Below are 11,951 nucleotides of genomic sequence, written 5' to 3'. Positions count from 1 at the left end.
GTGATGAGCGACAGGCAAACGTTACCGCCGCTGGCCCCTGAACAGGTACTCGCGGTGCGCGATCTCAATGTGCGTTTTCAGCACGAAGACACCGTCACGGATGCGGTGCGTCATTTGTCACTCGATCTGTTTCGGGGCGAAACGCTGGCGCTGGTGGGGGAGTCAGGTTCGGGGAAATCGGTCACCTCGCTGGCGCTGATGAGACTGATTGAGCAGGCGGGCGGAATCGTCAGCGGAGAAGTGCAATTGCGCCGTCGCAACGGCGACGTGCTGGATCTGATGCGCGCCTCAAAAGGTCAGATGCGCCGGGTGCGCGGCGCGGATATGGCGATGATCTTTCAGGAGCCGATGACCTCACTGAATCCGGTCTTCTCCGTGGGCGAGCAGATTGCCGAATCCATTCGTCTGCACCAGGGTCTGAGCCACGCCGGGGCGCTGGCAGAGGCGCGCCGGATGCTGGATCTGGTGCGCATTCCCGATGCGCAGAATGTCTTATCCCGCTTTCCGCATCAGTTGTCGGGTGGGATGCGCCAGCGCGTGATGATTGCGATGGCGCTCTGCTGCAAGCCGGCGTTACTGATTGCCGATGAACCGACCACCGCGCTCGACGTCACCATTCAGGCGCAGATTCTGCAGCTCATCCGCGTGCTGCAAAAAGAGATGCAGATGGGAGTGATTTTTATCACTCACGATATGGGCGTGGTCGCCGAAATGGCCGACCGGGTGCAGGTGATGTATCGCGGCGAAGTAGTGGAAAATGCTCCGGTCGCCGAGCTGTTCAGCGCACCACAGCAGCCCTATACACAGGCGCTGCTGGCGGCGGTGCCAAAACTCGGCTCGATGCAGGGGCAGCCTTTGCCCGCCAAATTCCCCTTGCTGCACAGTGATGCCGTTGATGACGTGCCGCAGGATACGGTACGCCGCCTGCAGCCGCCGATTTTGCAGGTGCGCGATCTGGTCACCCGCTTTGATATTCGCGGTGGTCTGCTGAATCGGGTTAAAAGCCGGGTTCATGCCGTCGAAAAAGTCAGTTTTGATCTCTATGCCGGTGAGACGCTTGCACTGGTGGGGGAGTCTGGCTGTGGTAAATCGACCACCGGCCGCTCGCTGCTGAAGCTGGTGGCCAGTCAGGGCGGCACGCTGACGTTTGACGGCCAGCGAATAGATCATCTCTCCGGTGCCGCGCTGGCCCATCTGCGGCGTGATATTCAGTTTATCTTCCAGGATCCCTACGCCTCGCTGGATCCCCGGCTGACGGTCGGCTTCTCCATTATGGAGCCGCTGCTGGTCCACAAGGCGATGCCGCGTCGCGAGGCGGAGCAGCGCGTTGCCTGGTTGCTGGATAAAGTGGGACTGCTGCCGGAACATGCTCAGCGTTATCCGCATGAATTTTCTGGCGGGCAGCGTCAGCGCATCTGTATAGCCCGCGCGCTGGCGCTGAACCCCAAAGTGGTGATTGCCGACGAGTCCGTCTCGGCGCTGGATGTGTCGATTCAGGCGCAGATTATTAATCTGATGCTCGACCTGCAGCGCGAGTTTGGCATCGCCTTCCTGTTTATTTCCCACGATATGGCGGTGGTGGAGCGTATCAGCCACCGCGTGGCGGTGATGTATCTCGGTCAGATTGTCGAGATGGGGCCGCGTCAGGCGGTGTTTGAACAGCCTCAGCATCCATACACCCGAAAACTCATGGCAGCGGTGCCGGTCGCCGATCCGGCTCACCGGCGTCGTGAACGCGCCTTACTGGTCGATGAGATCCCCAGCCCGATCCATGCGTTAGGGGATGAACCTGAAGTGGCGCCGCTGATGGAGGTGGCTCCGGGCCATTTCGTCGCCCGCCACATTATCAGCGCGACCTGAACAGTGACAATGTCGCCCCGGCGACCAACCCGACAGGGATTACAGGAGAACAAGATGCAGATGACGATGCGTAAAGGGTTACTGGCAGCTGGCGTGTTAAGCAGCGCAATGACATTGCCCGCCTGGGCAGCACAGGATGCGGTGATTGCCGTCGCGTCCAACTTCACCACGCTCGATCCCTATGACGCCAATGACACACTGTCGCAGGCGGTCGCGAAATCCTTCTATCAGGGTCTGTTTGGCTTCGATAAGGATATGAAACTGACTAACGTGCTGGCAGAGAGCTATCAGGCTAGCGCCGACGGCCTGACGTATACCATCAAGCTGCGTCCTGGCGTGAAGTTCCAGGATGGCACGGATTTCAATGCGGAAGCGGTAAAGGTCAACCTCGATCGTGCCAGCAACCCGGATAACCATCTCAAGCGCTACAACCTGTTTAAACGCATCGCCAGTACGGAAGTCGTGGATCCGACGACGGTAAAAGTGACGCTGAAAGAGCCGTTCTCTGCCTTTATCAACAACCTGGCCCATCCGGCGGCGGCGATGATTTCGCCAGCCGCGCTGAAAAAATATGGCAAAGAGATCGGTTTCCATCCGGTAGGAACCGGACCGTTTGTGTTTGAAACCTGGAACCAGACCGATTTTGTGAAAGTGAAGAAGTGGGACGGTTACTGGAAGCCGGGCTATCCGAAGCTGGACAGCATCACCTGGCGTCCGGTGGTGGACAACAACACCCGTGCGGCGATGCTGCAGACCGGCGAAGCAAACTTTGCTTTCCCGGTGCCTTATGAGCAGGTGAAACTGCTGGAAAAGAACAGCAAGCTGGATGTGGTGACCTCACCTTCCATTATGCAGCGTTATATCAGCCTCAACGTCACTCAGAAGCCGTTCGACAACCCGAAGGTACGTGAGGCGCTGGAATATGCCATCAACCGTCAGGCGCTGGCGAAAGTGGCTTTCTCCGGTTACGCCACACCCGCGACCGGCATCGTGCCGTCCGCTGTCGACTTTGCACAGACCTATCCGGCCATCAGCTACGATCCAGCCAAAGCCCGTGCGTTGCTGAAAGAGGCGGGTTATCCGAACGGGTTTGAAACTACGCTTTGGTCATCACATAACCACAGCACCGCGCAGAAAGTGTTGCAGTTCACTCAGCAGCAGCTGGCGCAGGTTGGCGTGAAGGTGAAAGTCACGGCGATGGATGCGGGCCAGCGTGCCGCAGAAGTGGAGGGCAAGGGCCAGAAAGAGAGCGGCGTGCGGATGTTCTACACCGGCTGGTCTGCTTCAACGGGCGAAGCAGACTGGGCGCTGACGCCACTGTTTGCTACCGCAGCCTGGCCACCGGCGATCTTTAACACGGCGTTTTACAGTAATCCTAAGGTGGATAAAGATCTGGCCGATGCGCTGAAAACCACTGACCGTGCAGAGAAAGCGCGCTTGTATAAAGATGCGCAGGACACCATCTGGCAGGACCATCCGTGGATCCCGCTGGTGGTGGAGCAGCTGGTTTCTGCCAACAGCAAAAACCTCAGCGGTTTTTATGTGATGCCCGATACCTCATTCAATTTTGATGAGGCCACTCTGAAGTAACGGAGCCGGCCAGCCTGCGTGGCTGGCCGCAGCTGCAGGATGTTGCATGTTTAACTATTTTCTTAAACGACTGTTGGGGCTGATTCCAACGCTGCTGATAGTGGCAGTGCTGGTGTTCCTGTTTGTTCATATGCTGCCGGGCGATCCGGCACGCCTGATTGCCGGGCCGGAAGCTGATGCCTCCGTGGTGGCGCTGGTGCGTCAGGAACTGGGGTTGGATCAGCCGCTGCCGCAACAGTTCTGGCACTTTATGCTGAATGCGCTGCAGGGTGATTTCGGCCAGTCGATGGTCTCAAAGCGGCCGGTTGCGGATGAGATCGCCTCGCGCTTTATGCCGACCCTGTGGCTGACGCTGGCCAGCATGATCTGGGCGGTGATTTTTGGCATGACCATCGGCATTGTTTCGGCTGTCTGGCGCAACCGCTGGCCTGACAGGCTGGGGATGACGCTGGCGGTATCGGGCATCTCGTTTCCCGCCTTTGCGCTGGGCATGCTGCTGATGCAGGTCTTCTCAGTGGAGCTGGGCTGGCTGCCAACCGTCGGTGCTGACAGCTGGAAACATTACATTCTGCCCTCGATCACCTTAGGTGCGGCGGTGGCGGCGGTAATGGCACGCTTTACCCGCGCGTCGTTCGTGGAGGTGATGCAGGAAGATTACATGCGCACCGCCAGGGCTAAAGGGGTACGCGAGTCGCTGGTGGTGGTGAAACACGGCCTTCGCAACGCGATGATCCCGGTGGTGACAATGATGGGGCTGCAGTTTGGTTTTCTGCTGGGGGGATCGATCGTCGTCGAAGTGGTGTTTAACTGGCCGGGACTGGGCCGTCTGCTGGTCGACTCGGTGGCGATGCGCGACTATCCGGTTATTCAGGCAGAGGTGCTGCTGTTTTCACTGGAGTTTATTCTGATCAATCTGTTTGTCGACATGCTCTATGCGGTGATCAATCCCGCTATTCGCTTTAAGGAGTCGCGATGAAAAACTGGCGACGTGAAGCGGCCCTGAAAACAATGCCGCTGATTGCGGAGAACCGGGTTCGTACGCCATGGCGAGAGTTCTGGCGGCGCTTCCGGCAGCAGCCGGTGGCGCTGCTGGCCGGCGCGTTTGTACTGCTGCTGATTGTGCTGGCGGTTATCGCTCCGTGGATTGCGCCGTTCGACGCAGAGAACTACTTCGATTATGACCGGCTCAATGAGGGCCCGTCCCTGATTCACCTGTTTGGTGTCGATTCGCTGGGTCGTGATATTTTCAGCCGGGTGCTGGTCGGGACGCGTATTTCCCTGATTGCCGGTTTCTTTTCGGTGGTGATCGGCGCATTGATTGGCACGCTGTTTGGGCTGCTTGCCGGGTATTACGAAGGCTGGTGGGACCGCATTACCATGCGCATCTGTGACGTGCTGTTCGCGTTTCCCGGCATCCTGCTGGCAATTGCGGTGGTGGCGATCATGGGCAGCGGCATGAGCAACGTGATTGTGGCGGTGGCTATCTTCAGTATTCCCGCCTTTGCCCGCCTGGTGCGCGGCAATACGCTGGTGCTGAAGCATCAGACCTATATTGAGTCAGCACGCAGTATTGGCGCGTCTGACTGGACCATTCTGATGCGGCATATCCTGCCCGGTACGGTATCGCCGATTGTGGTCTATTTCACCATGCGGGTCGGCACTTCGATCATCACCGCTGCCAGCCTGTCGTTTCTGGGGCTGGGTGCACAACCGCCCACACCGGAGTGGGGCGCGATGCTGAATGAGGCGCGTGCCGACATGGTGATTGCGCCTCATGTAGCGATTTTCCCCAGTCTGGCCATTTTCTTCACGGTTCTGGCATTTAATTTACTGGGAGACGGGCTGCGTGACGCACTTGATCCTAAACTAAAGAGATGAAACCTTTCGATTATGATCAGGACTTCAGCACGATTGATTTCCGCCAGCATCCCGAGCGTTATCAGGTCGGGCGAGGCGAGCAGGGTGTGCTGATGGTCGAGCCTTATAAGAGCGAAATTCTGCCGCACTGGCGTTTTCGCACTGTCCCCATTGCTGAAGAGTCGGCTGAGAAAATCATGGCGCTGTTTGAGGATTACCGGCGTCAGGATGATTTTGTCGGTATGGATATGGCGCGCAAATTTATCCAGATGGGGTATACCCGAGCGCGTCGCTACAGCAATCATAAAGGCGGACGCAAGTATGACGCAGACGGCAAAGAGCTGCCGCGCGGCGTCAACGAAGAGAAAGCCGCAGCGGCGGCCATTTTCAAAGCGTACTGGGATAAACTTCGGGAAGATGAGGACTATCTGAAACGTAAAAAAGCGCATCAGCAACAGTATGGCTGAGTGCTGATTCCCCCCGGCGGCCTGTCGCGCAGCATTGCGGTTCAGGCGGCCCTCCAGCGTGTGCCACATCCGCTGACGTAAAAGTGAAAGTACGTCCACCTGCTATGTCGTGCGTAAAGTAGTGAAAAAACGCGTAAAAGCGGAGCGCGATCTCAGGTAAAAAAAGCAGACGGATCAAACGTTACCTTTTCCAGTAACTTCCCGTGCTATAAAAAGAAATCAACCAGGATGCTTCTGGCTGACCGATAAGCGAAACGCTGACAGTGGCGATGGTCCAGGGCTGACTGCAAAACTCGGGTTGATATTCACTTGTTTTCATTAATAATAAACCAGCAAACCCCACTGAGGAGGCTATGCTCCTCAGGTAATGAAATGGATAATGTGAGAGCTAAATAATGAAAGAGATCATCAACGGATTTCTGAATTTCCAGCAGAATGTGTTTCCTGAAAGGAAGGATCTTTTCAAAAGCCTGGCGTCAAATCAAAATCCGAAAGCGCTGTTCATCTCCTGTTCAGACAGCCGTCTGGTGCCTGAACTGGTAACACAGCAGGAGCCAGGAGAGCTGTTCGTTATCCGCAATGCGGGCAACATCGTTCCCTCATTCGGCCCGGAGCCAGGCGGTGTCTCTGCCACTATCGAATATGCGGTTGTCGCACTGGGTGTCTCCGACATCATCATCTGTGGTCACTCTAACTGTGGTGCCATGAATGCCATCGCCTCCTGCGCCTGCATGGATACCATGCCAGCGGTTGAGCACTGGCTGCGTTATGCCGATGCGGCAAAAGCGGTGGTTGAGCAGCGTCAGTATGACTCGCCAGAGAAGAAGCTGAACGAAATGGTCAAAGAGAACGTTATCGCCCAGCTCAACAACATGAAAACCCATCCGTCGGTCTCCGTTGCCCTGCGTAATGGCAAGCTGCGTCTGCACGGCTGGGTCTACGATATCGAAAGCGGCACCATTATGGCGCTGACCCAGGGTGGCAAGCAGTTCATCACCCTGTCGGATAATCCGGATACCTGTTTCGAGTAATGCCTTTCACCCGCTGCGTCCTGCAGCGGGTTTCCTGTTTAATCTTTTGTAAATCCTCAGGTTCACCCCGCGACGGATGACTACGCTTAAGGTCAAGCCATCCTGTCAGGAGATCCCTATGTCCCGTTTTTCGACCGCTCTGCTGCTGAGTAGCGCGCTATTCTGCGCTTCGCCGCTGTTTGCCGCTGACGTGAAAGTTGAGGTATTACAGGATAAGTTACAACATCCATGGTCCGTTGCCTTTCTGCCCGACAACAAAACCCTGCTGATTACCGAACGTAGCGGACAGTTGCGCAGCTGGAGCCCGGAGAGCGGTCTGTCGCAGCCAATCAAAGGGGTGCCGACAGTCTGGGCACAACGGCAGAGTGGTTTGCTGGACGTGGTGCTGGCACCCGATTTTGCGACCAGCCGTCGCGTCTGGCTGAGCTACACCGAGGCGAACAGCAGCGGCAAAGCGGGCGCGGTAGTGGGCGTCGGGACGCTGAGCCAGGATAACCGGCAGCTCAGCGATTTTCGTGAGGTGATTCGGCAGACGCCGATGCTCTCCAGCGGCAACAATATCGGCACCCGGCTGGCCTTTGATACCCAGGGTTATCTCTGGATTGCATTCGGCGATAATTTTGTCAGCAGTGCGGCGCAGGATCTCGATAAGCTTCAGGGCAAGCTGCTGCGGCTGAATGCTGATGGCAGCGTGCCTGACGATAACCCGTTTGTGAAAAAGGCCGGCGCACGGCCAGAAATCTGGGCCTATGGTCTGCGTAATCCGCAGGGACTGGCGCTTAACCCCTGGACCGGCATGATATGGGAAAACGAGCATGGCCCGCGAGGCGGCGATGAAGTGAATATCATGGCCCGGGGCAAGAATTACGGCTGGCCGCTGGCGACGTACGGCATTGACTACAATGGCGACAACGTGCCGGAGTCAAAAGGCACTCATGTCGCGGGCACCGAACAGCCGCTGTATCACTGGAAAGTTTCTCCGGCTATCAGCGGCATGGCGTTTTATAACAGCGCCCGTTTTCCCCAGTGGAAAAACTCGCTATTCATCGGTGCACTGAAAGAGAAAAACCTGATTCGTCTGAGTATTAACGGCGAAAAAGTGGTGGAGGAGCAGCGGCTGCTGGGGGATCAGAATGTGCGGATTCGTGATGTGCGACAGGGGCCGGATGGCTATCTCTATGTGCTGACCGATGAGGCCAATGGCAAGCTGTTGAGAGTGGGATTAGCGCAGGACGCTGGCGCATCCCGCGGCTAAAAACCTTGTCCATCAGGTGAGTTAATTTTTCAGTCTGCACCTGGCTCTGCTTGCAACCCTCGCGTACTCCATGTGCGTTCCGATTGTTCAGCGCCCGGGCTGTCTGCAAAAATTACGCCCGATGGACACGACGCTGAATCAGCGAGCCCAGTGATAAACCTGCCATCCACGGTTTAACGCTTCCTGGTGTAGCTGCGCATCCGGGTTGATGACATGGGCATGATCGGCCTGCTCCAGGAGCGGCAGGTCGTTCATTGAATCACTGTAGGCCCAGGTGCGCTCAAAGTGCTCCTGCTGCTGCAGCGCTTTCCAGTCACCCAGTCGGGTCACTTTGCCCTCTTTATAGGTCATGGTGCCGTAGGTGTTGCCGCTGTAACGCTCGTCCACGATTTCAACACCAATCGCCAGCGCGCCGCAGGCTCCGAGTTTCTCAGCAATCGGCACCACCAGATGCTCGCCGCTGGCAGAGATGATCATCACCCGGTCGCCGCGCGCCCGATGCCATTCGATCCGCTCGCGGGCGGCCGGATAGACACGAGGCAGGATGTCGCGCTGAATGAAGCGACGCACCCAGCCTTCAACGGTCAGCGTCGCCATGCCCGCCAGCGGTGAGAGCGTCTTATTCATATACTCTTCAATCGAAAGCGTACCGGCATAATACTGATTCATTAATGCCTGTTCCTGATCAATCAGTTCGCTGGGAGCAAATCCCTGTGATACCAGCCAGCGCAGCCACAGGCTGGTGCTGTCTTCACAAATGAGTGTTTCATCAAGATCAAAAAGGGCTAAGTCCATGGTCGGTCTCCTCGGCTGACTGGCGTTCAGGTTAGCTGATATTTGTGACGGGCTTAACTCTTCTGCGAAAAATCGGAATTTCACGCAGTTTTGGTGGCGACAGAATCGGAAAAAAGGGGCACGCGCGCGGCGTTTATGCCAGGGTTACTCTACTAAACTCTAAAAAACTTTACGATTCGACGGTTTTTTTCAATGCCGTCAGGGGGTAGCGTTTGAGTGAGAATTTTCTGCCCCTGGAATTTCGATTTAACAAGGACAATCCGGCCAAGCTCATGACAAACACTCGCTTCTCATCTCGCCTGCGGCACTTTGCTGCCACCTCATTACTGATTCTTGCCCCCATCAGCGTTTTTGCTGAGCAGGCTCCCGCCGCGCCCGGCATTGATGCTAAAGCGTGGATTCTGATCGACTACGCCAGCGGTAAAGTGCTGACTGAATCCAGTGCCGATCAGCGTCTCGATCCCGCCAGTCTGACTAAGATGATGACGAGCTACGTAGTGGGTCAGGCAATTAAAGCAGGCAAAATCAAACCGGATGATCTGGTCACCGTCGGACAGGATGCCTGGGCGACTGGCAATCCTAAGCTGCGCGGCTCTTCGCTGATGTTCCTCAAGCCTGGCGACCGCATTCCGGTGCATGAGCTGAATAAAGGAATTGTGATTCAGTCCGGTAATGATGCCTGTATCGCGCTGGCGGATTATGTGGCAGGCAGTCAGGATTCGTTCATTGGCCTGATGAATAACTATGTGAAGGCGCTGGGACTGCAGAACACCCACTTTATGACGGTGCATGGTCTCGATGCAGAAGGGCAGTACAGCACTGCGCGGGATATGGCGCTGATTGCTCAGGCGCTGATCCGCGATGTGCCTGAAGAGTACGCCCTGAATAAAGAGAAAGAGTTCACCTTTAACAATATTCGTCAGATCAACCGCAACCGTCTGTTGTGGAGCACCAACCTCAAAGTGGATGGCGTTAAAACCGGCCATACCTCAGGCGCAGGCAATAACCTGGTGGCCTCCGCGACGGAAGGCGATATGCGTCTGATCTCGGTGGTACTCGGCACCGCCAGCGATGCGATTCGTTTCCGCGAAAGTGAAAAGCTGCTGACGTGGGGCTTCCGATTCTATGAAACAGTGACGCCAATTAAAGCGGATGCACCATTTGCGCAGCAGCGGGTCTGGTTCGGTGACAAGAGTCAGGTGAATCTGGGCGTGGCGAAAGATGCCGCGCTGACCATCCCGAAAGGGCAGATGAAGAATCTGAAGGCGAGTTTCAAACTCAATGCGCCGCAGCTTGAAGCGCCGCTGAAGAAGAATCAGGTGGTCGGCACCATCGACTTCCAGCTGGATGGCAAAACGATTGAGCAGCGTCCGCTGGTGGTGCTGCAGGACGTGCCGGAAGGCGGCTTCTTCAGCCGGATGATTGATTTCGTGATGATGAAGTTCAACGGCTGGTTCGGGAAGTGGTTTTCATAAGTCTGAGGGACGCTGAGGCGTCCCTGCTGACTGCTGGCAAACCCAAATCAGGATGCATCTGGCAGCAATGAATTAGCTTACCGTGCAGGGAACACGGTCAAAGGAGGCAAGCGTCCCGCGCCATGGACAAAAACGCCGGGAGCGTTTTTGAACAACGCAACGCATTGGCCCGTTTACGGGCGCCCCTCAGGGATGAGGGGCGTACTAAAAACGCCGGGAGCGTTTTTGAACAACGCAACGCGTTGGCCCCTTTACGGGCGCCCCTCAGGGATGAGGTGCGTACTAAAAACGCCGGGAGCGTTTTTGAACAACGCAACGCGTTGGCCTGTTTACGGGCGCCCCTCAGGGATGAGGGGCGTACTAAAAACGGCGGGAGCGTTTTTGAACAACGCAACGCGTTGGCCCCTTTACGGGCGCCCCTCAGGGATGAGGTGCGTACTAAAAACGCCGGGAGCGTTTTTGAACAACGCAACGCGTTGGCCCCTTTACGGGCGCCCCTCAGGGATGAGGGGCGTACTAAAAACGGCGGGAGCGTTTTTGAACAACGCAACGCGTTGGCCCCTTTACGGGCGCCCCTCAGGGATGAGGGGCGTAATCGCGCGGGCCGAGCGAGCCATGGATGGCAGTTTTGCGTCTTTCCGATCCGAGCGTGTTTCCTGTGCAGGCTCAGTCTTACAGCAACCAGTCCAGACTTTGTCAGCAATCTCAGTAACGCTAACATGTCCCTTTTTAATCCTGCGTCCAGCCTTTACGAATCGGTACGGCAAACAGCGCCCGATAGAGCGGGTTGATCACTGCCAGCATCCGCTCGCCATAGAACTGCCACGCCAGATGAGACGCCAGACAACTCAGCAGACCCACCAGGAACCCACCCAGCATATCCATTGGCCAGTGAACGCCCAGGTAGACCCGCGACCAGGCGATAGCGCAACCCGCTATCATCAGCACTACGCCCGACCAGAGGCGATGCCAGAAGATAAAGGCCAGCGCAAAGGTGAAAATCGTGGTGCCGTGATCGCTGGGATAGGAGTCATCGGCGGCGTGGTGCAGGAACTGATAGCCGTAACCAATGGCAAAAGGGCGGGGATGCGGCAGCAGATGGCCGACACACCACGAGATTGCCAGCGCATAAATCAGCGCCATACCGGTTTTCAGAACCAGCGCCCGTTGTGAAGAAACCTGATCGCGCGGTCCCCAGAGCCACATCGCCACAATTAACAGCGGCACAATGGCAATCAGGTCTTTGGCAATAAAGGTCGCGAGGTGTATTAACCAGGCGGGTGACGCCGGCGTGGCATTGATGGCAGTAAACAGTGAGTGGTTCAGCTCTTCCATTTCGGGATACATTCCTCAGCACAAATAGCTAACTTAACAGCGCACCATCCTGCTTTTTAAGACGCAATTCGTCTACGGAAAGGCTCCGAATCTGATAATGAGTTGCACAACTGTTTAAGTTTTATGACCGTTTCGGGTCAGTTTGTGGTGCTAGTGAGTGGCGCAGGGAGGAAAAAAGGGCATAAAAAAACCCGCCAGGAAAAAGACCAGCGGGCTCCACAATTTGGGGATTTCAAAGAAAAGCAGTGGCACTTATTATGACTATCGCTTAACTATAAAGTTCTGG

10 protein-coding genes are annotated in these 11,951 nt (G+C 56.3%); 8 read left to right on the top strand and 2 right to left on the bottom strand.

Annotated elements, in window-relative coordinates; translation table 11 throughout:
- Window positions 1-3: 3 nt before the first annotated feature.
- The 7 genes from EE896_RS13185 (at window position 4) to EE896_RS13155 (ending at window position 8,060) form a co-directional block, all read left to right on the top strand.
- Window positions 4-1,860 (top strand): dipeptide ABC transporter ATP-binding protein, encoded by a 1,857-nt coding sequence (locus EE896_RS13185; RefSeq protein ID WP_105099360.1) that lies wholly within the window; start codon window positions 4-6, stop codon window positions 1,858-1,860.
- Window positions 1,861-1,914: 54 nt separating this feature from the next.
- Complete coding sequence (gene gsiB, locus EE896_RS13180; RefSeq protein ID WP_140033576.1) at window positions 1,915-3,450, top strand: glutathione ABC transporter substrate-binding protein GsiB; 1,536 nt, start codon at window positions 1,915-1,917, stop codon at window positions 3,448-3,450.
- A gap of 46 nt (window positions 3,451-3,496) precedes the next feature.
- Window positions 3,497-4,426 (top strand): glutathione ABC transporter permease GsiC, encoded by a 930-nt coding sequence (gsiC, locus tag EE896_RS13175; RefSeq protein ID WP_003852314.1) that lies wholly within the window; start codon window positions 3,497-3,499, stop codon window positions 4,424-4,426.
- Window positions 4,423-5,328, top strand: coding sequence for a glutathione ABC transporter permease GsiD (gsiD, locus tag EE896_RS13170; RefSeq protein ID WP_003852316.1), 906 nt, complete (start codon window positions 4,423-4,425; stop codon window positions 5,326-5,328). Before gsiC ends, gsiD begins: the two co-directional genes overlap by 4 nt.
- Entirely contained in the window at window positions 5,325-5,774 is a 450-nt protein-coding gene (locus tag EE896_RS13165; protein ID WP_003852318.1) for a DUF4385 domain-containing protein, read from the top strand. Before gsiD ends, EE896_RS13165 begins: the two co-directional genes overlap by 4 nt.
- A 395-nt stretch (window positions 5,775-6,169) precedes the next feature.
- Window positions 6,170-6,805, top strand: a complete 636-nt coding sequence (locus EE896_RS13160) for a carbonic anhydrase (protein ID WP_003852320.1) — start codon at window positions 6,170-6,172, stop codon at window positions 6,803-6,805.
- A gap of 118 nt (window positions 6,806-6,923) precedes the next feature.
- A complete protein-coding gene (locus EE896_RS13155) occupies window positions 6,924-8,060 on the top strand; it encodes a PQQ-dependent sugar dehydrogenase (protein ID WP_105099358.1) in 1,137 nt (378 codons plus the stop codon).
- A 138-nt stretch (window positions 8,061-8,198) separates the two neighbouring features.
- On the opposite strand, the gene EE896_RS13150 is transcribed toward EE896_RS13155, so the two are convergent.
- On the bottom strand, window positions 8,199-8,855 hold the full coding sequence (locus EE896_RS13150) for an HAD family hydrolase (protein ID WP_003852323.1): 657 nt from the start codon (window positions 8,853-8,855) through the stop codon (window positions 8,199-8,201).
- 272 nt (window positions 8,856-9,127) lie between these two features.
- Between EE896_RS13150 and EE896_RS13145 the strand changes: the two genes are divergently transcribed.
- Window positions 9,128-10,330, top strand: coding sequence for a serine hydrolase (locus EE896_RS13145; RefSeq protein WP_140915838.1), 1,203 nt, complete (start codon window positions 9,128-9,130; stop codon window positions 10,328-10,330).
- A gap of 729 nt (window positions 10,331-11,059) precedes the next feature.
- Here EE896_RS13145 and ybjG read toward each other — a convergent pair.
- Entirely contained in the window at window positions 11,060-11,665 is a 606-nt protein-coding gene (gene ybjG, locus EE896_RS13140; protein ID WP_039661079.1) for an undecaprenyl-diphosphate phosphatase, read from the bottom strand.
- Window positions 11,666-11,951 lie beyond the last annotated feature (286 nt).

Origin of the sequence: Pantoea eucalypti, assembly GCF_009646115.1 — a bacterium.
Lineage (GTDB): Bacteria > Pseudomonadota > Gammaproteobacteria > Enterobacterales > Enterobacteriaceae > Pantoea > Pantoea eucalypti.
The sequence above is the reverse complement of the archived record's forward strand: the minus strand, read 5'-3'. Positions and strand labels throughout refer to the sequence as shown.

What these genes read in the sequence shown, in the direction of transcription:
- EE896_RS13185 (WP_105099360.1), top strand. Translation starts at nt 4, where the DNA reads ATGAGCGACAGGCAAACGTTACCGCCGCTGGCCCCTGAACAGGTACTC.
- gsiB (WP_140033576.1), top strand. Translation starts at nt 1,915, where the DNA reads ATGCAGATGACGATGCGTAAAGGGTTACTGGCAGCTGGCGTGTTAAGC.
- gsiC (WP_003852314.1), top strand. Translation starts at nt 3,497, where the DNA reads ATGTTTAACTATTTTCTTAAACGACTGTTGGGGCTGATTCCAACGCTG.
- gsiD (WP_003852316.1), top strand. Translation starts at nt 4,423, where the DNA reads ATGAAAAACTGGCGACGTGAAGCGGCCCTGAAAACAATGCCGCTGATT.
- EE896_RS13165 (WP_003852318.1), top strand. Translation starts at nt 5,325, where the DNA reads ATGAAACCTTTCGATTATGATCAGGACTTCAGCACGATTGATTTCCGC.
- EE896_RS13160 (WP_003852320.1), top strand. Translation starts at nt 6,170, where the DNA reads ATGAAAGAGATCATCAACGGATTTCTGAATTTCCAGCAGAATGTGTTT.
- EE896_RS13155 (WP_105099358.1), top strand. Translation starts at nt 6,924, where the DNA reads ATGTCCCGTTTTTCGACCGCTCTGCTGCTGAGTAGCGCGCTATTCTGC.
- EE896_RS13150 (WP_003852323.1), bottom strand. Translation starts at nt 8,855, where the DNA reads ATGGACTTAGCCCTTTTTGATCTTGATGAAACACTCATTTGTGAAGAC.
- EE896_RS13145 (WP_140915838.1), top strand. Translation starts at nt 9,128, where the DNA reads ATGACAAACACTCGCTTCTCATCTCGCCTGCGGCACTTTGCTGCCACC.
- ybjG (WP_039661079.1), bottom strand. Translation starts at nt 11,665, where the DNA reads ATGGAAGAGCTGAACCACTCACTGTTTACTGCCATCAATGCCACGCCG.